Below are 24,116 nucleotides of genomic sequence, written 5' to 3' on the forward strand. Positions count from 1 at the left end.
TGCGGTCCATCTTCTTAGTCCGTCAGGTGCGCTGCGGCGGCAGGGCGGCAGGACTCTGCGCAGGGTATGCCGGCAGGGGAAGCCAGGCACGGACCAGCAGCCCGCCTTTCTCACTTCTGCCAATATCCAGAGCGCCCTGATGGGCATCAATAATACGTTGCACAATCGCCAGTCCCAGCCCGGTACCGCTGGTGCTGCGCGCGCTGTCGCCGCGTACAAACGGCTGGAACAGGTGCTTGAGCTGATCGGGTTCGATCCCCGGGCCGTCATCCTCAACCTGGAACCAGGCTCGCTGCAACTCACGACCGGAGCTGACTTTGATCCAGCCGTTACCGTAGCGCGCGGCGTTGACCACAAGGTTAGCGACCGCACGTTTGATGGCCAGCGGATTGATATCCACCATCAGTTCGACCGGCATCACCGCGCTCTCAATCTCTCTTTCGTAGCCGCTTTCCGCCGCAACCACTTCGCCCAGCACGCCGTTGAGGTCGGCGTACTCGAACTGCATCTCCTGCCCGGTGCGCAGATAATCGATAAACTGTTCGATGATGGCGTTGCACTCTTCGATATCTTTATTGATCGACTCGGCCAGATAGCCGTCCTGCTCCGACATCATTTCCGTGGCCAGGCGAATGCGCGTCAGCGGCGTGCGCAGGTCGTGGCTGACCCCCGCCATTAACAGCGTACGGTCGTCAGCCAGCTGCTTGACCCCGGCCGCCATCTGATTAAATGCACGTGTAACCGAGCGCACTTCAGAAGCGCCGTACTCGCGCAGCGGCGGCGGGATCACGCCTTTACCCACCTGCAGGGCAGCGTGTTCCAGCTCCACGAGGGGTCGGTTTTGTATTCGTATAAACAGCCAGGCACCGCCTATCGCCAGCAGCATAATCGCCAGCGTGTAGCGGAACAGCGGGGAGAAGTCGCCCTGATGAATTTCCGTCAGCGGCACGCGCACCCAGATATCCGGCGACAGCCAGGTTTTCAGCCAGACGACCGGCGAATTCTTATTAACCTCAACGCGCACATCGGTCGGCCCGCCCAGCTGCTGCGCCATCTGCTGACTGAGGAACTCGTAGTGCTGCGCCCAGCGCAATCCGCTCTCTTCCGCCGCTGCATTGGTATACAGTGAAATGCCCAGTTCGCGATAAATTTCGCGACGAAACGCAGGAGGAACTTCCAGCTGCGTCCCATCCTCAAGCTGTAACCGGTCGGTCATCAGCATGCGCACTTCGTAAGCCAGCACCTTATTAAACTGCTGCAGGCTCGGCAAAATGGCGAAGTTCAGAACCACCAAATAGGTCGTTACCAGGCTGACGAACAGCAGGGTAACGATCAGTAACAGGGTTCGGGCAAATGAACTGCGGGGCGAGAAGCGGAATCGCCTCATGCTTTACTGCCGTCCGGTACGAAGACGTAGCCCAGGCCCCAAACGGTCTGAATGTAGCGCGGATGAGCGGGGTCTTCCTCTACCATGCGGCGCAGGCGCGAAATCTGCACGTCGATAGAACGCTCCATCGCACTGTACTCTCGGCCACGGGCCAGGTTCATCAGCTTGTCACGCGACAGCGGTTCACGCGGGTGGCTGACTAACGCTTTCAGCACCGCGAACTCACCGCTGGTCAGCGGCATCGGCTCATCTTCGCGGAACATTTCGCGGGTACCGAGGTTCAGCTTGAACTTACCAAAGGCGATGACCGCTTCTTCCTGCGATGGCGCACCCGGCAGTTCGTTAGCCTGGCGGCGCAGCACGGCGCGAATACGGGCCAGCAGCTCGCGTGGGTTGAAGGGCTTAGGAATATAGTCATCGGCACCGATTTCCAGGCCAACAATGCGGTCCACTTCTTCCCCTTTCGCCGTCACCATAATGATCGGCATCGGGTTGCTCTGGCTGCGCAGACGGCGGCAGATAGACAGCCCGTCTTCGCCAGGCAGCATCAGGTCCAACACCATCAGATGGAAGGATTCACGAGTCAGCAAGCGATCCATCTGCTCGGCATTCGCCACGCTACGCACCTGGAAACCCTGCTCGGTCAAATAACGTTCCAGCAACGCACGCAAACGCATGTCGTCATCTACTACCAGAATTTTGTAGTTCTCTTGCATTTCGATACTCCCAAGGCGCTATTGCCTGAGCTGATATTTTCAAAAAATAAGCCTGAATGTAACAGCCAATAATGGTTTATATTGTAGCTGAAATTGTTACAAAGCATATTAAACAGTAGGTTATCCTTAAAATTCATCATTAAACGCGCTGCCGATCACGTCCGAAAACAAAAAAATTCGCAGCCCAAACAGCGGCTAAACCGCTAAATCATCAGGGGTTAACGATGAAAACCAAACTGATCACCCGCGGCGGCTACGACCTGCTGAAGCAGGAGCTGGACTACCTGTGGCGTGAGGAACGCCCGGAAGTAACAAAGAAAGTGACCTGGGCGGCCAGCCTCGGCGACCGCAGCGAAAACGCCGACTACCAGTACAACAAAAAGCGCCTGCGCGAGATCGACCGTCGGGTGCGCTATCTGACCAAGTGTCTGGAGCAGCTGCGGATTGTTGATTATTCACCGCAGCAGGACGGTAAAGTATTTTTCGGTGCCTGGGTTGAGGTGGAAAACGACGACGGCGACATTAAACGCTTCCGCATCGTCGGCTATGACGAAATCTTCGGGCGCAACGACTACATCTCTATCGACTCACCGATGGCCCGTGCGCTGCTGAAAAAGGAAGTCGGCGATGCCGCCACCGTGCATACTCCGGTAGGCGACGCACTGTGGTACGTGAACGATATCAGCTATATAGAACAGTCCTAAATACGCGGCGATAGCCGGTTGCATCACGATTAGACCGCCGCAGGGTTGGCATTTCTCGGCTGCAAACCGTATAACTGTCCCCTATTTTCCTAAGCCAAAAAAGTATCCCAATGATGAAAGATTCGCTGAACCGCATTATTGCAGATGAACTCAAGGCCAGAGCAGAACAGGTTGAAGCCGCTGTTCGCCTGCTGGACGAGGGCAATACCGTTCCGTTTATTGCCCGCTATCGTAAGGAAGTGACCGGAGGGCTGGATGATACCCAGCTGCGTACGCTGGAAACGCGCCTCGGGTATCTGCGCGAACTGGAAGATCGCCGTCAGTCGATTCTGAAATCCATCGATGACCAGGGCAAGCTGAGCAACGAACTTGCCGCCGCCATCAACGGTACGATGAGCAAAACCGAACTGGAAGATCTCTACCTCCCCTACAAACCAAAGCGCCGCACGCGCGGACAGATTGCGATTGAGGCCGGGCTGGAGCCGCTGGCCGATACGCTGTGGCAGGACCCGTCGCAGGATCCCGAGCAGCGAGCAGCGGGCTTTGTCGACGCGGATAAAGGCGTCGCGGACGTTAAAGCCGCCCTTGACGGCGCGCGCTATATCCTGATGGAGCGCTTTGCCGAAGACGCATCGCTGCTGGCGAAAGTGCGTGACTACCTGTGGAAAAATGCCCACCTGGTGTCGCGGGTGATTGAAGGTAAAGAGGACGAAGGTGCCAAGTTCCGTGACTACTTCGATCATCATGAAGCGCTGGCCACCGTGCCTTCCCACCGTGCGCTGGCGATGTTTCGCGGTCGCAACGAGGGGATCCTGCAGCTGTCGCTGAACGCCGATCCGCAGTTTGATGAGCCGCCGCGTGAAAGCCACGGTGAGCAGATCGTCACCGATCATCTCGGCCTGCGCCTGAATAACGCGCCTGCGGATGCGTGGCGTAAAGCCGTGGTCAGCTGGACATGGCGCATTAAGGTGCTGCTGCATCTGGAAACCGAGCTGATGGGCACGGTGCGCGAGCGTGCGGAAGATGAAGCGATTAACGTCTTCGCCCGCAACCTGCACGATCTGCTGATGGCAGCACCGGCGGGCATGCGTGCCACCATGGGCCTCGATCCGGGCCTGCGCACCGGGGTGAAAGTGGCGATCGTTGACGCCACCGGTAAGCTGGTTGCCACGGATACCATCTACCCGCATACCGGGCAGATCGCCAAAGCGGCTTCCGCCGTTGCCGCGCTCTGTGCAAAACATCAGGTGGAGCTGACCGCAATCGGTAACGGTACCGCCTCCCGCGAGACCGAGCGCTTCTACCTGGACGTACAGAAACAGTTCCCGCAGGTACAGGGCCAGAAAGTCATCGTCAGCGAAGCTGGTGCGTCCGTTTATTCGGCATCCGAACTGGCCGCGCTGGAGTTCCCGGACCTGGACGTGTCAATCCGTGGTGCGGTCTCGATTGCCCGCCGCCTGCAGGACCCGCTCTCAGAACTGGTTAAAATCGACCCGAAATCCATTGGCGTTGGCCAGTATCAGCACGACGTTAGCCAGAGCCAGCTGGCGAAAAAGCTGGATGCGGTGGTGGAAGACTGCGTTAACGGCGTCGGCGTGGATCTGAATACCGCGTCGGTACCCCTGCTGACCCGCGTGGCGGGCCTGAGCAAAATGATCGCCCAGAATATCGTCAACTGGCGCGATGAAAACGGCCGCTTCCAGAACCGCCAGCAGCTGCTGAAAGTTAGCCGCCTCGGGCCGAAAGCGTTCGAGCAGTGCGCGGGCTTCCTGCGTATCAGCCAGGGGGATAACCCGCTTGATGCCTCTACGGTTCACCCGGAAGCCTACCCGGTCGTCGAGCGGATTCTGGCCTCAACCGGGCAGTCGCTGGGCGACCTGATGGGTAACCCCGCCGAACTGCGCAACCTGAAGGCGGTGGATTTCACCGACGAGCGCTTCGGTGTGCCTACCGTCAGCGACATCATCAAAGAACTGGAAAAGCCGGGCCGCGATCCGCGTCCGGAGTTTAAAACCGCGCAGTTCGCCGAAGGCGTGGAGACCATGAACGATCTGCTGCCGGGCATGGTGCTGGAAGGGTCGGTGACCAACGTCACTAACTTTGGTGCCTTCGTCGACATCGGCGTACATCAGGACGGTCTGGTGCATATCTCCTCCCTGTCGGACAAGTTTGTCGACGATCCGCACAAGGTGGTGAAAGCCGGAGATATCGTCAAAGTGAAGGTTATGGAAGTGGATTTGCAGCGTAAGCGCATCGCCCTGACCATGCGTCTTGACGAACAGCCGGGGGAAACGAACGCCCGTCGCGGCAGCAGCGGCAGCGGCAGCAATGCGAATAGCCGGGATAGCGCCCGCCCGGCGAAAAGCAGTAAACGCCCTGTCGCACAGCCGGCCGGCAACAGCGCAATGGGTGACGCGCTGGCTGCCGCATTTGGTAAAAAACGCTAACACCTCTACGGGCGGATCGGTCGATCCGCCCTCTTTACCACGATCGGCCCCCTGTCCCGTGCCAACATTGCGCCATATCAATACCAGCGATAATCACTCTCATTAAAATTCGCATTGGTTGATTATCACTCATTTTTTATGTGGCAGGCACAGGCAATGCAACTGATACCCAAACAGCGTTATCGCATTCTTCGTTTTTCTCCCGAGGCCAGTCCGGTTTTTCGTCAGAAACTGATGGCCCTGGGGCTACTGCCCGGATCCACGTTTGAACTGATTCGCATCGCCCCGCTCGGCGATCCGCTGCAGGTCAAAACGCCACGGATCAGCCTGATGCTGCGTAAGAAAGATCTCGCCCTGCTGCAGCTGGAAACCGTCACCGCCAGCGAGGCAGGCGTATGAAAACCTGCACCGTCGCGCTGACTGGCAACCCGAACGTCGGCAAAACCACCCTTTTTAACCAGCTGACCGGGTCGCGGCAGCGGGTGGGCAACTGGGCAGGCGTCACCGTTGAGCGCAAAGAGGGGATGTTCAGCACCCCACAGCATGAAGTCCGTCTGGTAGATCTTCCCGGCACCTACTCGCTGACCACTCTGTCAGCGCAGGCGTCGCTGGACGAGCAGATTGCCTGCCACTATCTGCTCAGCGGGGAAGCGGATCTGGTGATTAACGTGGTGGATGCCAGCCACCTGGCGCGCAATCTTTATCTCACCACCCAGCTGCTGGAAATGGGTCAGCCCTGCATCGTTGCGCTGAATATGCTGGATATCGCCGAGCGCCAGCAAACCCATATTGATTGCGACGCGCTCTCCCGGGCGCTGGGCTGCCCGGTCGTGTCGCTGGTCTCCACCCGTGGCCACGGCATTGACGCGCTGAAACAGGCCATCGATCGGCACGATCGCACCGTGCCCGAGTTGATCGTCGACTATCCGCAGCCGCTGGAAAAAACGATCGAACGGCTGGTCGCCGCGCAGCCGGGAGCGTTAGCGCAACAACAAAAACGCTGGCTGGCGCTGCAAATGCTGGAGGGCGATATCTGGAGCCAGCAGCAGGCCGCAGAGGCGGCCGACCTGCAGACCAATATTCCCCCGCAGATCGGCGAGGATGCCGCACAGTCCATTGCCAGCAGCCGCTACCAGAAAATCGATGCGCTGTGCCGCGATGCGATAGTTCACGGCACCACCGGCACCAGCATTTCGCAGCGTCTTGACCATCTGGTGATGAACCGCTGGCTGGGGCTGCCGATATTCTTCCTGGTGATGTATCTGATGTTCTTTCTGGCGATCAACCTGGGCGGCGCGCTGCAGCCGCTGTTCGATCTCGGTTCCGCCGCCATTTTCATTCAGGGCACCCAGTGGCTGGGGGCCACTCTGCATTTTCCGGCCTGGCTGACGCTATTCCTCGCCCAGGGGATCGGTGGCGGGATCAATACGGTGATGCCGCTGGTGCCGCAGATCGGCATGATGTTTCTGTTCCTGTCGCTGCTGGAAGATTCCGGCTATATGGCGCGCGCCGCCTTCGTAATGGACCGCCTGATGCAGGCGCTGGGTCTGCCCGGTAAATCCTTTGTGCCGCTGATTGTCGGCTTCGGCTGTAACGTCCCTTCGGTGATGGGCGCGCGCACGCTGGACGCGCCGCGTGAACGGCTCATCACCGTGCTGATGGCACCGTTTATCTCCTGCGGCGCGCGGCTGGCGATTTTCGCCGTTTTCGCCGCCGCCTTCTTTGGCCGACACGGGGCACTGGTGGTATTCAGCCTCTATCTGCTGGGGATTGGCGTGGCTATTCTTACCGGCCTGATGCTGAGGCACACGCTGATGCGCGGTGCCGCCAGCCCATTTGTGATGGAGCTGCCGGTCTGGCACATTCCCCATCTGCAAAGCCTGCTTCTGCAAAGCTGGCAGCGCCTGCGCGGTTTCGTGCTGCGCGCGGGGAAAGTGATCGTGCTGGTCAGCATACTGATTGGCGCGCTGAACAGCTTTTCGCTGAGCGGAAAACCGGTCAGCGATCTGAACCAGTCCGCCCTCGCCAGCGTCAGCCGCGTGCTGACGCCACTGCTTTCCCCGATCGGCATCACGGAAGATAACTGGCAGGCCACCGTCGGCCTGCTGACCGGCGCGATGGCAAAAGAGGTGGTGGTCGGCACGCTGAATACGCTGTACACCGCCGAAGCCATCCAGCAGCAGCCGTTCGATGCCGCACAGTTCAACCTTAGCGACCAACTGCTGGAAGCGCTCGGTGAAACCTGGCAGGGAGTGAAAAGCACCTTCAGCCTTAGCGTTCTTTCGAACCCGATTGAGGCCAGCAAAGGCGATGCGGAAATGGCCGGAGGATCGATGGGCGCCATGCACAGCAAATTTGTCAGCGATGCGGCGGCCTACAGCTATCTGATTTTTGTTCTGCTGTACGTACCCTGCGTGTCGGTGATGGGCGCCATCGCCCGCGAAAGCAGCCATCGCTGGATGCTGTTTTCCATTTTTTGGGGGCTGGATCTCGCCTGGTCGCTGGCCGCGTTATTTTATCAGTTGGCCAGCTTTCGGCAGCATCCGGGCAGCAGCAGCCTGATTATCGCTGTCGTCGTGCTGGTCAATATCGTGGTGCTGGCGCTGCTGCGCAGGGTGAAGCTTAAACCGGTGCTCATTCCGGTTAAAAATATCACCCGCGTCTGTGAAGGCTGCGAGCAAAGTAAAAACTGCCACTGATATTCTTCGGCGAGCAGGGCAGAAGAAGTTGCGAATCTGATATCAGAGTCTACAGTGAAAAATAACGCCTGAACTCTTCGCCAGCGGTGGTCCGTTTACGACACATGGATATCATCAGTAGCTTAATCGATCGCATCTATGACGCTTCCTTCCCCCCCGCTGCGCTGCAGCGGCTGCGGGCGCTGATTGACGATACCCGCGCTCGCATCCGCTACCGGCGCAAGCCACACTGGGATGAGAAAGACGTGGTGCTGATCGCCTATGCCGATCAGTTCCGCGAAGACGGCATCGCCACGTTAACCACTTTTACCCGCTTCTATCAGCAGCACCTGCAAACCACGTTTAACCTGGTGCATCTGCTGCCGTTTTTCCCGTGGTCCTCGGACGATGGCTTTTCCGTTATCGACTATCACCGCATCGATCGGCACTGCGGAGACTGGCAGGATATCGCCCAACTCCATCAGCATACGCGGCTGATGTTCGATTTTGTCTGCAACCATATTTCAGCGGAAAGCAGCTGGTTCAAAGCCTATCTGGCACAGGATCCGCGCTGGGATGACTTCTTTATCAGCATGCCGCCCGCCACCGATCTGAGCGCCGTCACCCGACCGCGCACCTCGCCGCTACTGACGCCGTTTACTCTGGCCGATGGCGAAACACGCTTTGTCTGGACCACCTTCAGCGCCGATCAAATCGATCTCAACTTCGCCAACCCGGAAGTGTTGATCGACATGATGGCCGTGCTGCTGGACTACCTGGAGAAAGGCGCGGACTACGTGCGGCTGGATGCCGTAGGCTATATGTGGAAAACCCCCGGCACCTCCTGCATCCATCTTGAGAAAACCCACCAGTTGGTTAAGCTGATGCGTGCCGTGGCCGATGAAGTGGCACCGGGAACGGTGATCCTGACGGAGACCAACGTGCCGCACAAAGATAACATCAGCTACTTCGGCAACGGGACGGATGAAGCGCAGATGGTTTATCAATTCTCACTACCGCCGCTGGTGCTGCACGCCATCCATTACGGATCGTCCCGCGCCCTGCGGCAGTGGGCCGCTTCGCTCGATGCCAGCAGCGGTAGCACCACCTTTTTTAACTTCCTTGCCTCTCACGACGGTATCGGCCTGAATCCGCTACGCGGCATTCTGCCGGAAACGGAGATCGTTTCTCTGGTGCGTGATTTGGCGAGCGAAGGCGCGCTGATCTCCTATAAAAACAATCCCGACGGCACCACCAGCCCGTACGAAATTAACGTCACCTATATGGATGCGTTAAATAAAAAGGATGACGATGACGATACCCGTTTGTGGCGCTTTATGCTGGCCCACGCACTACTGCTGGCGTTTCCCGGCGTACCGGCGGTCTATGTACAAAGCCTGCTGGGTTCCCGCAACGACGTTGATGGGGTGCGGCGTGCCGGATACAACCGGGCCATCAATCGCGAGAAATACCCGCTCGATGCCATTGAGCAGGCGCTGGCGGATCCGGCAACGCTGCGGCATCGCGTGTTTCATGCCCTACGTGAACTGATTCAGGTTCGCCAGCGGCAGCCCGCCTTCCATCCCGATAATCCGTTAACCATTCTGGACAGCGAAAACACACTGCTGGTGATGACCCGTGACGCGCCAACCAACGGGGATAGCCTGCTGTGCATCTACAATCTGAGTGAAAAGGCGATGAGCTATACGCTGCCGGATGACAGGACTTATCGCAATGTGATCAACGGGGAACGGACCCACAAAGCGGGGCCGCTCGATCTGGCCCCGTGGGATTACTACTGGCTGCGGGCAGAATAGCCCGGCGTGCAGAACTTATTTATACACTTCCGCTTCTGCCAGCATGCGGCCACGCTCTTCGGCGGCAATAATGACGTAGTAACTGCCGCCTAATTGATCCGCTTTGGCAGACAGTTCGGCCTTGGCATCCATTGGCGCATTGGTGTCAGTGGTGGTAATCACGCCAATCTTTTCCAGGTTCATCTCCTGAACCTGCTGACGGCTGATTTCTTTGGCTGCGGAAGCGCTAAACGCTAAGGTCGCGGTGACGAGTAATGCAGTAACAGAAATAATTTTTTTCATGATTTGTCCTCTCCATAGGCTATCTGTATCCGATTCGTCAGGCGGCGCGGATCCTCCCGCGCTACCTGGCCTCATTATTAACCGGATCGGATAAACAAACCAACCGGATAACCGACGATGTGATGAACAAAAAGTGGCATTCAGTCGCCCGTTACTCGCCCGCCTTTTTTCCTCGCCTCCCTTCGCCGTGGGTAAACATAAAAACGGGTTACCACAGCGTTAAATCATCTAATAAATAATTTTATTATTTTGTAAAATCAACAATATATTGACAAAACTCTGCCGGATGAGAAATAAACGGTGCGTGGGCGGCCCTCTGCATAATCACACTGGTACTCGCTGGCCATAACGTATCCAGCAGCGACGCAACCTTACGCGGCACCAGCCCATCAAGCGCACCGTACAGGCGCAGCATCGGCAAGTTCAGTGAAATCAGATCCGCTCTTAAATCAATGCCCCTGAGTATTTCCAGCCCGGCATTCAGCACCTCAACCGACGGTACCGGATGATCCAGCACCACGCTTTTCAGCGCGCGGGCATCCTGGCGTGCGCTCTCGGTTCCCAGGGTTTGCAGGGCGAGAAAGCGCTCGACCGTCCGCTGGAAATCCTCACTCAGCTGCTGCTGGAAGCCGCTCAGTGTCTCAGGGCGGATGCCCGGCCACGCCTCGGCGGCGCTAAAGCGCGGTGATGACGCCACCGTAATCAGCGCCTCAACCCGGTCAGGATGCTGAACCGCCAGCCGGCTGGCAACCAGCCCACCCAGCGACCAGCCGAGCCAGACCGCCTTCTCGGGTGCCTGCGGTAGCAGCGAGGCCACCATGTCGTCCAGCAACATCGCCGGAAAACCCTGGCTGCGGCCATAGCCCGGCAGATCCACCAGATGCAGGCAAAAGTGCGCGCTGAGTCGATCGCTGATGCAATGCCATACGCTGGCGTTCAGCCCCCATCCGTGCAGCAGCACAAGATGGCGATCGCCCTGGCCAATCGTCTCCCAGTAAAGCGGCTTCATAGGTTATGGTCCTGTGTTTAACGTCGATGAGGTGAACATGCTACCAATGCCTGCCGCCTGTTGGCTATGTCAGATGCCGCTGAATCTGGCACGCCACGGGGTCTGTAGCATCTGTCTGCGGCAGCTACTCCAGCAGTCTCCCGCCTGCCCGCGCTGTGGTCTTGCCAGTGGGCATGCATCCCGCCCCTGCGGCCGTTGCCTGCTGCGCCCGCCGCTCTGGCAGCACCTGTTGGCCGTTACGCCCTGGCAGCCGCCGCTGAAGACCTTAGTGAACCGGCTGAAATTTTATCGCGCCACCGCACAGGCGGTAATGCTGGCGCGGCTAATTTTGCTAAGGTGGTTACAGGAATATCGCTGCGGCGGCCCGCCGCGTCCTGAGTTATTGCTCTGCGTGCCGCTGCATTCCCGCAGGGCGTGGCATCGCGGCTATAATCAGTTAGATGATATGGCGCAGAACCTGGCGCACTGGACGCGCTGCCGCTATGACCGTCGGGGCGTGATACGCATCCGCAAAGGAAAAATCCAGCACCGCCTGAACGCGCTGGCCCGCCGCCGCAATCTGCGCGGCGCTTTTCGGGTCACGGCTGAGGTACGCGGGCGTCATATTGCCCTGCTGGATGATGTGGTCACCACCGGCAGCACCGTTGCCGAAATCAGCCGTATGCTGCTGGCCGCCGGTGCCGCCAGCGTACAGATATGGTGCCTGTGCCGAACCTTGTAGCAGGTCGGAGATGGGCGTATTATAACCAATGAATTTTGTTAACTGTTGAGCAATCGCCATGATCGTTATTACTGACTCTGCACAAGAGCACTTTGCAAAACTGCTATCAAAGCAGGAAGATGGCACCCAGATTCGCGTATTCGTTATTAACCCGGGTACGCCCACCGCCGAGTGCGGCGTTTCCTACTGCCCGCCCGATGCAGTAGAAGCAACGGATACTGAACTGAAGTTCGAGAAGCTGTCGGCATTCATCGATGAACTCAGCGCACCTTATCTGGAAGACGCTGAAATCGACTTCGTCACTGATAATCTGGGTTCACAGCTGACGCTGAAAGCGCCTAACGCCAAAATGCGTAAGGTGAACGAGGATGCGCCGCTGGTTGAGCGCGTCGAGTATCTGCTGCAGGCTCAGATCAACCCGCAGCTGGCGAGCCACGGTGGCAAAGTGTCGCTGATGGAAATCACCGATGATGGCCTGGCTATTCTGCAGTTCGGCGGCGGCTGTAATGGCTGTTCAATGGTCGACGTCACCCTGAAAGAAGGGATTGAAAAAGAGATGCTGCAGGCCTTCCCTGAGCTGAAAGGCGTGCGCGATCTGACCGAACATCAGCGCGGCGAGCACTCGTTTTACTAATCGACTCACGCTAAACATCGCTTTCCGGGCGGCCCTGTGGCCGCCTTTTTTGATCCGCTCCCTCGCTATCCTGTTCCATTCCCCAGTGAAAAAACGTCGTTATACACATTGAGCTTATCGTGGGATTAGAACTGGATCTTTCAGCTTACACGTGTACACTGAAATTTCCTTTCGTAACCCGGGTGACAGCATTGTCTATGAATAATATAAGAGTGGTTATTACCGGAATGGGGCTGACAGGCCCACTGGGAAACGGCGTAAGCGGCAGCTGGCAGCGGCTGATTGCCGGTAAGTCAGGAATTACTGCCCTGCCCGCGGACGCCTACGGCGACACCGCCATCCGCGTGGGTGGGCAGGTCCCTGATGTGAATCAGGACCCCGAACACGGCTTTGATATTGATGCATTAATCCCGCAGAAAGAGCAGCGCAAGTCCGACCGCTTTATTCATCTGGCGCTGGCCGCTGCCGAAGAGGCGGTGAACCAGGCAGGCCTGCGTAACCTGAGCGAAGCGGCGAAACTACGCGTTGCCACCATTATTGCCACCGGCATCGGTGGCTTCCACGCCATCGGTAACGCGGTTAAAACCGTGGCGGAAAAAGGCAGTCGTCGCCTCTCGCCCTTCACCATTCCGTCGTTTATCGCCAACCTGGCCGCGTCCCAGGTGGCGATAAAATATGGCTTCAAAGGCATGCTGGGCACCCCGGTTTCCGCCTGTGCCGCCAGCATCCAGAGCATCGGCGATGGCCTGCGTGCCATTCGCTGCGGCGAAGCCGACATTGCCGTGGTTGGCGGCAGCGAATCCTGCATCAACCCGGTTTCACTGGGCGGTTTCCAGGCCGCACGCGCGTTGTCCACCGCCTGGAACGATCGGCCTGAACTGGCCTCACGGCCGTTTGATGCCGGACGAGACGGCTTCGTAATGGGTGAAGGGGCGGGCATGCTGGTGCTGGAAGAGTTGGAACACGCCCGCCAGCGCGGTGCAACCATCCTCGGAGAGGTGGTCGGCTACGGCACCACTTCGGATGCTTATCACATTACGGCGGGGCCGGAGGATGGCGAAGGCGCGGCCAGATCGATGCAGCTGGCCCTCGCGCAGGCGAAACTGACGGGCAGCGATATTGACTATGTTAACGCCCACTCCACCTCGACGCCGGTGGGCGACCTGGCGGAGATTAACGCCCTGCTGAAGGTGCTGGGAAAAGGGGCGAAAACCGCAATATCGTCCACCAAATCGGCAACCGGGCACCTGCTGGGTGCCGCCGGAGCCGTCGGCTCGATCTTCTCCCTGATGGCGATACGCCAGCAGATAGCGCCACCGTCGCTGAATATCGAGCGGTTGGATGACGCAGCGAAGGAGTTAAACGTGGTGCAGAATACCGCCCGTCCGATGCCGATCCACACCGCGCTGGTGAACGGATTTGGCTTCGGCGGCGTCAACGCCTCGGTTATTTTTAAAAACTTCAACGAGTAAACCGCACCCGCCTCTGCCACGCTGAGCGGCAGAGGCGGCAACTCAGGCTTTATTCCCTGCCCGACGGCGTCTGTCGAGGTCGCTAATCAACCGATTGATTCCCTCATCGGCAAACATTTCCTCCAGGCTGGCACTGAGTTTTCTGCGCCAGTTTGGGTACTGATCGGTGGTACCAGGCACGTTGACCGGTTTTGCCATATCCAGCCAGTCCTCCGGCTGTAAACCCAGCAGCGCGCTGTTGCTGTCGGCAATGTAGCGCTGCATCCCGCGATTCAGCGTGGCGTCCATGTCACGTTTCTCCGCCCGTTTCGCATAGCGCTTTGGCACGCAGCCGAAACGGTGCAGCGCATCCAGCAGCGCCTGCTTCTGCCTGGCGCGATCGGCAAACAGCCCGCTCAGTACCACTTTATCCGGATACAGGCCCAGCGTTTCCCCCAGGGTTAAATCCCCGACGTTCCAGAACCCACGCAGCGTCGGCAGATCGTGCGTGGTGGCGCTGGCCATTGACTGACGCGGCCAGTCGGCCGGCGGTCGCCAGGTGTCTTTATCCTGCTGTTCAAAGTACAGCACCTTCCACGAATAAATCCCGCTGTCGCGCAGCTTACCGACGATTTCCGCCGGGACGGTGCCCAGATCCTCACCGATCACCATGCACTGATGACGCTCGCTTTCCAGCGCGAGGATCGCCATCAGATCGTCAACCGGGTAGTAAACGTAGGCGCCGAAGTTGGCCGTCTCGCCATAGGGGATCCACCACAGGCGCAGCAGCGACATCACATGATCGATGCGCAGCGCGCCGCAGCTGGCCATATTGGCCCTTAGCAGATCGATAAAGGGCTGATAGCCGCGAGCCGCCATCACGTGCGGATCCATCGGCGGCAGCCCCCAGTTTTGCCCGAGCGGACCGAGAATATCCGGCGGCGCACCGACCGAGGCCTTCAGGCAGTACAGCTCGCGATCGCACCAGGTTTCCGAGCCGCCTTCGGCGACGCCAACGGCGAGGTCACGATAAAGCCCTACCGGCATGCCCTGCTGCTGACTGAACTGCCAGCATTCATCAAACTGACGGTGCGCCAGCCACTGCAGCCACAGCCAGAAGCGCACCTCATCCTCGTGGCGCTGACAGAACTGCTGTACCGCATCGCTATCGCCGTGCTGCCAGGCTTCCGGCCACACCGGCCAGCCCCAGCGGCTGGCGTCTTCTTTCAGCATATAAGCGTGAATGGCATCGTAGGCCGCCTGGTTAAACAGGCTTTCGCCGCCGCAGGTAATAAACTGCTCAAACTCCAGCCGTGTTCTGTCGTCGTGCAGCCGGCTGCTGAAATGCTGCCACGCGTAGCACAGCCCCTGAATTTTCAGTGCACCAACCGGGCCATAATCCACCCAGTCGGTCTCACGCACCGCCGCCAGCGTGGCCTGCGTCTCACTCTGCTGCCACCAGCGCTGCGCCTCCTCACTGTGCTGGAAATCTTCCACGGCGGCCACGTCGATATACATCACGTTCAGCCAGCGGCGGGATGACGGGCTGTACGGGCTGGCATTTTGCGGCGCGGCCGGGTACAGAGCGTGAACGGGATTCAGGCCGATAAAGGCCCCCCCACGCTGCGCCACTTCACCGACCATCCGCTTCAGATCGCCGAAGTCCCCCATTCCCCAGTTCTGCTCAGAGCGCAGGGTATAAAGCTGAACGCAGGATCCCCACAGCTTCTCTCCCTGCTTCAGGGCGGCAGGTTCATAACAGCGCTTCGGCGCGATAATCACCCGGCACAGCCACTGCTTTTTTCCCTGGCTGAGCAGCAGCTGATGGTAGCCGTTAGGCAGGCGTGATGGCAGCGACAGCGTCTCCCCCGCCGTCACCCGCCCGTGAAACTCTTTGCCCTTTTCGGTATGAAAATGCCACTGGTACTCTCCGCTGCCGCCAATGCTAAGCCGCTGCTCACGCTTGTTGAGCAGCACTTTGCACGGCGGCAGCGGCACACGATCGGCTTTTGGCACCTCGTGCATTGCCGCCAGCAGCTTCTGCCGCGTTGCCAGAGGAATGACTTCCGGCTCGCCTTTAGCATTGATGTACTCCGCCGCGATACCCGCGGCGGCGGCGGCCTGTTCAAATTTCTGATGATCCATAGGCCGTCCTTAGCGTTTTGCCTGCCAGATGCGTTGCTGATAGTCACGGATTGAGCGGTCGGAGCTGAACATCCCGGTACGCGCGGTGTTAAGAACGGCCGCCCGGCTCCAGGCTTCCTGGTCCCGGTACAGCGCTTCCACCCGCAGCTGCGCCTCGCAGTAGCTGGCAAAGTCCGCCAGTACCAGCCACGGATCGCCGCCCTTCGTCAGGCTGTGCAGCATCATATCGAAAGCGTGTTTATCGCCGTCGCTGAAGAAGCCGTTTTCCAGCTCTTTCAGCAGGCTGTCCAGGTGTTTATCTTTCTTGCGCAGTTTCACCGGGTCATAGCCCCCGGCCTTCAGCGCCTTTACGTCATCCACACGATTGCCAAAGATAAAGATGTTCTCTTCACCGACCTGCTCGGCAATCTCCACGTTTGCGCCGTCCATGGTGCCGACGGTCAGCGCCCCGTTCAGTGCCAGCTTCATGTTGCCGGTACCGGAAGCCTCATAGCCCGCCGTGGAGATCTGCTCGGAGAGATCCGCCGCCGGGATCATCAGCTCCGCCGCCGTAATGCGGTAGTCGGGGATAAACACCACTTTCAGCTTATCGCCGATCAGCGGATCGTTATTGATCTTCTCCGCCACCTTATTGATGGCGAAGATAATGTTTTTTGCCAGATAGTAGCCCGGCGCAGCTTTGGCTCCGAACAGGAAGACCCTCGGCACCCAGTCCTGCTTCGGATTATCGCGCAGGCGCTTGTAACAGGAGAGGATATGCATCAGCCCCAGATGCTGGCGCTTGTATTCGTGCAGTCGCTTGATCTGCACGTCGAACAGGGCGTCCGGGCTGACCACAATGCCGGTACGCTGCTTAATGTACTCCGCCAGGCGCACTTTGTTATCATGCTTGATCTGGCGGTAGCGCTGGCGGAAGGCCTTATCATCGGCGTACTTTTCCAGTCCGCGCAGGGCATCCAGGTTGTTGGCCCACTCTTCCTTTAGCGTCTCGTCGATCAGCGCAGACAGTGCCGGATTACACTGCTTCAGCCAGCGGCGCGGCGTAATGCCGTTGGTGACGTTATGGAATTTTTCCGGCCACAGCTGGTGATATTCGGGGAACAGATCTTTCACCACCAGATCGGAGTGCAGCGCCGCTACGCCGTTGACGGCAAAGCCGCTGACCACGCACAGGTTCGCCATACGCACCTGTTTGTCATGAACGATTGCCAGCTTCGCCCAGACCTTTTCATCCCCCGGCCACTGCTTCTCAACCTGCTTTTTAAAGCGGCGGTCGATCTCTTTGATTAGCGTAAAGTGGCGCGGCAGCAGGCTGCGAATTAACCGCTCGTCCCAACGCTCCAGCGCTTCCGGCATCAGGGTGTGGTTGGTGTAGGCAAAGGTTTTGCTGACGATAGCCCAGGCGTCATCCCAGCCGAGCTGGTGATCGTCAATCAGCACCCGCAGCATTTCCGGGATCGCAATGGTCGGATGGGTATCGTTGAGCTGAATCACTTCATAATCCGCCAGCTCGTGCAGCTTGCGGCCGGCCTGATGATGGCGACGCAGAATGTCGGCCACCGAGCAGGCGCACTGGAAATACTGCTGCATCAGGCGCAGGCGCTTGCCTTCCTGATGATTATCATTTGGATAAAGCACCTTGGTCAGCTTCGCGGCATCAATGCCCTGCTGCTCCGCCTTAAGGAATTTGCCGTCGTTAAACAGCGTCAGATCGAACGGATGGGCATGCGTCGCCTGCCACAGGCGTAGCGGCTGCACCACGCCATTGCGGTAGCCGGTAACCGGCAGATCCCAGGCCTCGCCGCGCAGGGTAAAGGCGGGCTGCCAGCTAAAACCGCCTGCGCCGTTCTTCACCACTTTACCGCCGATGCCGACATTCACATCCAGCGCAGCATTATGCCGAAACCACGGGTAGCTATCGCGGTGCCAGTCGTCCGGGGCTTCTTTCTGCTGGCCGTCGGCAAACGACTGACGGAACAGACCATACTGATAGTTAAGGCCGTAGCCGGTTGCCGACTGCCCCACCGTCGCCATTGAGTCCAGATAGCAGGCCGCCAGACGCCCGAGGCCGCCGTTGCCCAGCGCCGGATCGACCTCTTCCTCCAGCAGTTCACTCAGGTCGCGCTGGTGCTCGGCCAGCGCGGCTTTCACCTCGTCATACCAGCCGAGATTAAGCAGGTTGTTGCCGGTCAGTCGCCCAATCAGAAATTCCATCGAGATATAGTTAACGTGCCGCTGTTTTTTATCCACCTTCACCACCGGCTGCGCTGCCAGCAATTCGGCCAGCGCGCCGCTAATCGCCTGCCACCACTGGTGTGAATTCATCTCAGCGGCGGAGGAATAGCCCAGGTGTTGCCACTGACGCGTCAGAGCCGCGTCAAAACGTGCTTTATTGAATTGCTGTTGCGACATAACTTCCCTCACAAAATGGTTTCAAATTGGCCAACTGCCGTCATGACCCGAAATACTGTGATAAACCGATGCGCACATGCTAACGACGCCGGATGACAGAGCATCATCCCCGGGCAATTTTTACCAGGGAGGAGCCGTGGGGCGTAGGTGAAAATGTGATCGCCCGCACCTTACAGTTAAGACGCCAATACAAAAAAAAGCTCATCGCATAATGCGATGAGCAAATAAATAGCAAGAATGACAATCAGAGGGTATAGCTCGCCGGACCGGCAGCCCGGATGAAACGCACAATCAATCGGCAGCGCGCACTGCACGGCTAAAAAAGAGTTAGGAGGGATGAATTAAAAGTCATGCGGTTTAATTCAGTATGCGTCATTTCATTCATCGCGTCAGTGTGGCGCGATGTAAAAAATCATAAGGAAATGTGATGCAGTGCAACTTACAGAATCTCCATTTGCACTGCGTCTTGCAATAAAGGTCATCCTGGCCGAAGGTATTTTAATTACACGCTGCGAAATAATTCATTTTATTTCTTTTTTCGCCACCACACAGTGAAGTGTTCACCATGCTGATACCCTCAAAACTAAGCAGACCGCTAAGGTTAGAGAATACGCTGGTACGCGATCGCCTGATCGCCAGGCTGGCTAACAGCCATCTGTACCGCCTGGTACTGGTCACCAGCCCGGCAGGCTACGGTAAAACGACACTGATGGCCCAGTGGGCAGCGGGAAAAAGCGATCTGGGCTGGTATTCCCTGGATGAAAGCGACAACTACCCCGAACGCTTCGCCAACTATTTTATGGCGGCCATTCAACAGGCGACCGGCGGTCACTGCCTGCGCAGTGAAACCCTGGCGCAGAAGCGTCAGTACGCCTCCCTGAATGCCCTGTTCTCGCAGCTGTTTATCGAGCTGGCCGAATGGCAGGCGCCGCTGACCATTGTGATTGATGATTACCACCAGCTGACCAATGACGTGATTCATCAGGCGATGCGCTTTTTCCTGCGCCATCAGCCGGAAAACCTGACGCTGGTGATCCTTTCTCGCAACCTGCCGTCGCTAGGCATTGCTAATCTGCGCGTGCGCGAGCAGCTGCTGGAAATCAACAGCCAGTCGCTGGCCTTCACCCACGAAGAGACGCGCGCCTTTTTCGCCGGTCGCCTGCTGCAGCCGATAGCCGAACAGGAATCCCAGCGGCTGTGCGATGAAGTGGCCGGATGGGCCACCGCGCTCCAGCTGATCGCCCTTTCCGCCCGCCAGTCCAATACGCCAACCCATCAGTCCGCCCAGCGCCTGGCCGGGATCAACGCCAGCCATCTGGCGGATTATCTGGTGGATGAGGTGCTGGACTGCGTGGATGATGCCACGCGTAACTTCCTGCTGCGCAGCTCGGTGCTGCGCTCCATGAACGACGGGCTGATTGCCCGCCTGACCAGTGAAGAGTGCGGCCAGCGGCGGCTGGAAGAAACTGAACGTCAGGGGCTGTTTATCCAGCGGATGGACGAGCACGGAGAATGGTTTAACTTCCACCCGCTGTTTGCCTCTTTCCTGCGCCAGCGCTGCCAGTGGGAGCTGGGCAGCGAGCTGCATGCCATTCATCGTGCCGCCGCAGAAGGCTGGATGGCGCAGGGCTATGCCGGTGAGGCGATCCATCACGCGCTGGAGGCGGAAGATATCCCGCTGCTGCGCGATATTCTGCTGCGCCACGCGTGGACCTTGTTCAACCACAGCGAACTGACGCTGCTGGAAAAAGGCTTACAGGCGCTGCCCTGGAAGCAGCTGGTTGAGAATCCCCGGTTGATCCTGCTGCAGGCCTGGCTGGCGCAGAGCCAGCACCGCTACAACGAAGTCGACCGCCTGCTGGCGCGTGCCGAACAGGAAATGGCACTGGAACAGGTGGTGGTCGACGATCTGCTCAGCGCCGAATTTAACGCCCTGCGTGCCCAGGTGGCGATCAACGCCGGCCGCCCGGATGAAGCCGACCGGTTGGCGCTACTGGCGCTGGATACCCTGCCGCTGAGCTGCGCTTTCAGCCGCATCGTTGCCACCTCAGTGCGCGGAGAAGTGCTGCACTGCCGTGGCGAGCTGGCCATGGCGCTGATGATGATGCAGCAAACCGCGCAGATGGCAAGGCAGGAGAACGTTTGCCACTACGCGCTGTGGGCGCTACTGCAGCAGAGCGAGATCCTGATTGCCCAGGGCTATCTGCAAACGGCCTGGGACACGCAGGAGCAGGCATTCCGCCTGATTGCGGAAGAGGGGCTGGAGCAGCTGCCTATGCATGAGTTCCTGCTGCGCCTGCGTGCGCAGCTGCTGCTCTCCTGGGCGCATCTGGACGACGCCGAGAAAGCCGCCCGCGCCGGGCTGAAAGTGCTGGAGAACTTCCATCCGCAGCAGCAGCTGCAGTGCCTGACGGTGCTGGCAAAATGCGCGTTGGCGCGCGGCGATCTGGATAACGCCCGCCGCTATCTCACCCGCTGTGAAAACTTGCTGAGCAACGGCCACTATCACAGCGACTGGGTGACCAACGCCGATGAGGCGCGGGTGATCTACTGGCAGATGACCCACGACGTCACCACCGCTGGCAGCTGGCTGGGCCTGACCCTGAAACCGGCGGATGCGGATAATCACTTCCTGCAGGGACAGTGGCGCAATATCGCCCGCGCGCAGATCCTGCTCGGGCAGTTTAGCCAGGCGGAAGTAGTGCTGGACGAACTGAATGACAATGCTCGCCGCCTGCTGCTGACCAGCGATCTTAACCGCAACCTGCTGCTGGCCAATGCGCTTTACTGGCGAGAAGGCCGTAAGGCCGAGGCCCAGCAGGCGCTGATTGAAGCGCTGACGCTGGCCAACCGTACCGGCTTTATCAGTCATTTTGTGATTGAAGGCGAGCCGATGGCACAGCAGCTACGCCAGCTGTTGCAGCTCAACACACTGCCGGAAATGGAGCAGCGCCGCGCTCAGCGCATCCTTCGTGATATTAACCAGCATCATCGCCATAAGTTCGCCCACTTTGACGAAAGCTTTGTGACCCGGCTGCTGACCCATCCGCAGGTACCGGAGCTAATCCGCACCAGCCCGCTGACCCAGCGCGAGTGGCAGGTGCTGGGGCTGATTTATTCTGGCTACAGCAATGAACGCATCGCGGGCGAGCTGGACGTGGCGGCCACCACCATCAAAACCCATATCCGCAATCTGTATCAGAAGCTTGGCGTAGTACATCGTCAGGAGGCGGTACAGCAGGCACAGCAGCTGCTGCAGCTGATGGGGATGGGCGTGAGCGCCCAGTAAATAAACCGGGCCGAGCGGTTAACGTCGGCCCTGCTGCTGTCAGTATCCTGCCGTTAAATCATCAATCGTACGCGGATCCGAAGCACCATAGCGCATGCCGTCCGGCCCCAGCATAATGCTCTGGGTGCTGCCCATCGCCGGCATCACCTTCACCTGCTGACCCTTTTCGCCCAGCAGCTTCAGCGTATCCGGGCTGAAACCTTTTTCCACCCGCAGCTGATCTGGCAGCCACTGATGGTGGAAGCGCGGCGCGTTGGTGGCTTCAGCGACGTTCATCCCGAAGTCGATACTGTTCACCACCATTTGCAGCACGGTGGTGATAATACGGCTGCCGCCCGGGCTGCCGGTCACCAGCCAGGTCTTGCCGTCTTTCGCCACGATGGTCGGCGACATGGAAGAGAGCGGGCGCTTGTACGGCTGCACCGCGTTGGCCTCGCCGCCGACCAGGCCATACACATTCGGCGTGCCGGGCTTGGCGGAGAAGTCATCCATCTCGTTATTCAGCAGGATGCCGCTGTCGCTGGCCACGATGCCGCTGCCGAAGTTGGTATTCAGCGTGTAGGTCACCGCTACCGCATTCCCGTCCTTATCCACCACCGAGAAATGCGTGGTCTGGTCGCTTTCATACGGGGCCAGCTTGCCCGGCTTGATCTCCGACGACGGGCGCGCCTTCGCCAGGTCGATCTGCTGCGCCAGGGTTTTCGCGTAGGCTTTGCTGGTCAGCGCCGCCCCGGGCACCTTAACAAATTCCGGATCGCCGAGGTATTCCGAGCGGTCGGCGTAGGCATATTTCTCGGCTTCCGCCATCACCTGAATCGCATCCGCACTGCCGAAGCCCATCTTCGCCAGGTCAAAGTTTTCCAGAATATTGAGGATCTGCACGATGTGAATACCGCCGGAAGACGGTGGCGGCATGGAGTAGACTTCATAGCCGCGATAGCTGCCGCTGACCGGCTTGCGCTCGATGGCGCGGTAGTTGGCCAGATCGGCTTTGCCGATTAGTCCGCCGTGCTGCTCCATTTCCGCTGCAATTTGATCGGCGATTTTCCCTTTATAAAATGCATCCGGCCCCTGGCGGGAAATCAGCTCCAGGCTGTTCGCCAGATTACGCTGCACCAGCTTCTCGCCTTTTTGCCACGGCGTGCCGTCGGCCTTAAAGAAAATGGCTTTGCTGTTCGGGTGGCTGAGTAATACCTCTTTGCCGTAGACGCTGAGATCGTCGGCCAGCGATTCATTCACCACAATGCCTTTGCGCGCCAGCTCGAGTGCGGGCTGAATCAGCGTGCTCAGCGGCAGCGTGCCGTACTTTTGGTTCGCCAGAGAGAAGCCCGCGACCGTGCCGGGAACGCCGGAGGCCAGGTGAGAAGTCAGCGATTTTTTACTGTCGGCATTCCCCTGTGCATCAAGGAACATATCGCGGCTGGCGCGAACCGGCGCCATTTCACGGAAATCAATCGAGGTGGTATTGCCGGAGGCGGTACGCAGCATCATAAAGCCGCCACCGCCCAGGTTGCCCGCCTGCGGATGGGTTACCGCCAGCGCATAGCCAACGGCTACTGCCGCATCCACCGCATTGCCGCCCTGTTCGAGGATCTTCACGCCGACCGCCGTGGCGGTCGCGTCCACCGAGGCCACCATGCCGTGCGCCGCCTTCACCGGATGGAAGGTATCCGCTCCGACGCCATAGGAAACCGGTGCCGCCGCCGGAGCGGGCTGGGCCGTCGGCGTGTCGGTCGGTGCTGCACCCGCCCCCTGCCAGACCAGCAGCCCGGCCAACAGCGACCACGACAGGCGGCGCATCTTACCTTGTGTCATCATTGTTACATCCTTTAAGTTTATTTACGTTATGTTTGCCATTGATAAATATGCACAAAAACGGCAGCTTCGCGAACTTTGTCTGAAATCAGGAGCACTCCTGGCCTCAGATCGTTGCGTCTGGCGTAAAATAAGGGAAGTAACACGGAGGAATCACAATGAAAACGAAAGTGTTAGTGATGCTTGCCGCCCTGCTGCCGCTGAGCGGTATGGCGAATACGTTAAACAACGGCAATAACCCAAATCAGCCGGGCTACAATCCCAGCACCCAGCGTATGCAGCAGCAGATGCAGACCCAGCAGTCCCAGCAGAAGCTGAAGCTCCAGCAGGATCAGCAGCGGCAGCAGCAGGATCTACAGCGTAAAATTCAGGAGCAGCGTGACAGCGCTTCCCAGCGCACGCTGAACAATCAGCCGGGCCACAGCAACAACACGCAGCCGTCGAACTAGACTCAGCACAAAGCTTCTTGCCTTAGTCAGTGCCCTGTCGGTTATCCGCCGGGGCACTGTGTCATATCAGGCTGGACGAGGATCGTCATCGTTCACGATCGTCCCGGACAGGCTTTTCTCAAACGGTCATTCACCCCCGTTGGCTTCAGGATCTCCCTGC

17 protein-coding genes are annotated in these 24,116 nt (G+C 58.8%); 10 read left to right on the forward strand and 7 right to left on the reverse strand.

Features of this window, described 5'->3' with window-relative positions; genetic code table 11:
• Nucleotides 1-22 precede the first annotated feature (22 nt).
• Entirely contained in the window at nt 23-1,387 is a 1,365-nt protein-coding gene (gene envZ, locus EC836_RS13910) for a two-component system sensor histidine kinase EnvZ (protein WP_123334079.1), read from the reverse strand.
• Nucleotides 1,384-2,103 (reverse strand): two-component system response regulator OmpR, encoded by a 720-nt coding sequence (gene ompR / locus EC836_RS13915; RefSeq protein ID WP_001157751.1) that lies wholly within the window; start codon nt 2,101-2,103, stop codon nt 1,384-1,386. The genes envZ and ompR overlap by 4 nt, the downstream gene beginning before the upstream one ends.
• 224 nt (nt 2,104-2,327) lie before the next feature.
• Between ompR and greB the strand changes: the two genes are divergently transcribed.
• From greB to EC836_RS13940, 5 genes are all read left to right on the forward strand, one after another.
• Nucleotides 2,328-2,807: a transcription elongation factor GreB gene (greB, locus tag EC836_RS13920; RefSeq protein ID WP_123334081.1), complete on the forward strand. Its 480-nt coding sequence runs from the start codon at nt 2,328-2,330 to the stop codon at nt 2,805-2,807.
• 110 nt (nt 2,808-2,917) lie between these two features.
• Complete coding sequence (locus EC836_RS13925; RefSeq protein ID WP_123334083.1) at nt 2,918-5,254, forward strand: Tex family protein; 2,337 nt, start codon at nt 2,918-2,920, stop codon at nt 5,252-5,254.
• Between the two features lie 156 nt (nt 5,255-5,410).
• The gene (feoA, locus tag EC836_RS13930; protein WP_123334085.1) at nt 5,411-5,653 is read left to right on the forward strand and encodes a ferrous iron transporter A; all 243 of its coding nucleotides are present in this window, start codon (nt 5,411-5,413) and stop codon (nt 5,651-5,653) included.
• Nucleotides 5,650-7,953, forward strand: coding sequence for a Fe(2+) transporter permease subunit FeoB (gene feoB / locus EC836_RS13935; protein ID WP_123334087.1), 2,304 nt, complete (start codon nt 5,650-5,652; stop codon nt 7,951-7,953). Before feoA ends, feoB begins: the two co-directional genes overlap by 4 nt.
• A gap of 104 nt (nt 7,954-8,057) precedes the next feature.
• Nucleotides 8,058-9,749 (forward strand): alpha-amylase family glycosyl hydrolase, encoded by a 1,692-nt coding sequence (locus EC836_RS13940; RefSeq protein WP_123334088.1) that lies wholly within the window; start codon nt 8,058-8,060, stop codon nt 9,747-9,749.
• Nucleotides 9,750-9,764: 15 nt separating this feature from the next.
• On the opposite strand, the gene EC836_RS13945 is transcribed toward EC836_RS13940, so the two are convergent.
• Nucleotides 9,765-10,031 carry a DUF1471 domain-containing protein gene (locus EC836_RS13945; protein WP_123334090.1) on the reverse strand — a complete coding sequence of 89 codons (267 nt, stop codon included), beginning with the start codon at nt 10,029-10,031 and terminating at the stop codon, nt 9,765-9,767.
• 244 nt (nt 10,032-10,275) lie between these two features.
• Nucleotides 10,276-11,040, reverse strand: coding sequence for a pimeloyl-ACP methyl ester esterase BioH (gene bioH, locus EC836_RS13950; RefSeq protein ID WP_123334092.1), 765 nt, complete (start codon nt 11,038-11,040; stop codon nt 10,276-10,278).
• Nucleotides 11,041-11,077: 37 nt separating this feature from the next.
• Here bioH and gntX point away from each other — a divergent pair, with 37 nt between their 5' ends.
• From gntX to fabF, 3 genes are all read left to right on the forward strand, one after another.
• The gene (gene gntX / locus EC836_RS13955) at nt 11,078-11,761 is read left to right on the forward strand and encodes a DNA utilization protein GntX (RefSeq protein ID WP_123334693.1); all 684 of its coding nucleotides are present in this window, start codon (nt 11,078-11,080) and stop codon (nt 11,759-11,761) included.
• Between the two features lie 58 nt (nt 11,762-11,819).
• Nucleotides 11,820-12,395 (forward strand): Fe-S biogenesis protein NfuA, encoded by a 576-nt coding sequence (gene nfuA, locus EC836_RS13960; protein WP_123334094.1) that lies wholly within the window; start codon nt 11,820-11,822, stop codon nt 12,393-12,395.
• 197 nt (nt 12,396-12,592) lie between these two features.
• Nucleotides 12,593-13,867 (forward strand): beta-ketoacyl-ACP synthase II, encoded by a 1,275-nt coding sequence (gene fabF / locus EC836_RS13965; RefSeq protein ID WP_123334096.1) that lies wholly within the window; start codon nt 12,593-12,595, stop codon nt 13,865-13,867.
• 42 nt (nt 13,868-13,909) lie between these two features.
• Here the strand turns inward: fabF and malQ are convergent, their stop codons facing one another.
• Together malQ and malP are read right to left on the reverse strand one after the other, a co-directional pair.
• Nucleotides 13,910-15,991: a 4-alpha-glucanotransferase gene (gene malQ / locus EC836_RS13970; protein ID WP_123334098.1), complete on the reverse strand. Its 2,082-nt coding sequence runs from the start codon at nt 15,989-15,991 to the stop codon at nt 13,910-13,912.
• Nucleotides 15,992-16,000: 9 nt separating this feature from the next.
• A complete protein-coding gene (malP, locus tag EC836_RS13975; RefSeq protein ID WP_123334100.1) occupies nt 16,001-18,403 on the reverse strand; it encodes a maltodextrin phosphorylase in 2,403 nt (800 codons plus the stop codon).
• A 565-nt stretch (nt 18,404-18,968) separates the two neighbouring features.
• On the opposite strand from malP, the gene malT reads away from it, so the two are divergent.
• Nucleotides 18,969-21,692: an HTH-type transcriptional regulator MalT gene (gene malT, locus EC836_RS13980; RefSeq protein WP_123334102.1), complete on the forward strand. Its 2,724-nt coding sequence runs from the start codon at nt 18,969-18,971 to the stop codon at nt 21,690-21,692.
• A gap of 39 nt (nt 21,693-21,731) precedes the next feature.
• On the opposite strand, the gene ggt is transcribed toward malT, so the two are convergent.
• Nucleotides 21,732-23,510: a gamma-glutamyltransferase gene (gene ggt / locus EC836_RS13985; protein WP_123334104.1), complete on the reverse strand. Its 1,779-nt coding sequence runs from the start codon at nt 23,508-23,510 to the stop codon at nt 21,732-21,734.
• A gap of 155 nt (nt 23,511-23,665) precedes the next feature.
• On the opposite strand from ggt, the gene EC836_RS13990 reads away from it, so the two are divergent.
• Complete coding sequence (locus tag EC836_RS13990; RefSeq protein WP_123334106.1) at nt 23,666-23,956, forward strand: DUF2756 domain-containing protein; 291 nt, start codon at nt 23,666-23,668, stop codon at nt 23,954-23,956.
• The last annotated feature ends 160 nt before the right edge of the window (nt 23,957-24,116 follow it).

Source organism: Erwinia sp. JUb26 (assembly GCF_003751505.1).
Taxonomy (GTDB): Bacteria; Pseudomonadota; Gammaproteobacteria; order Enterobacterales; family Enterobacteriaceae; genus Erwinia.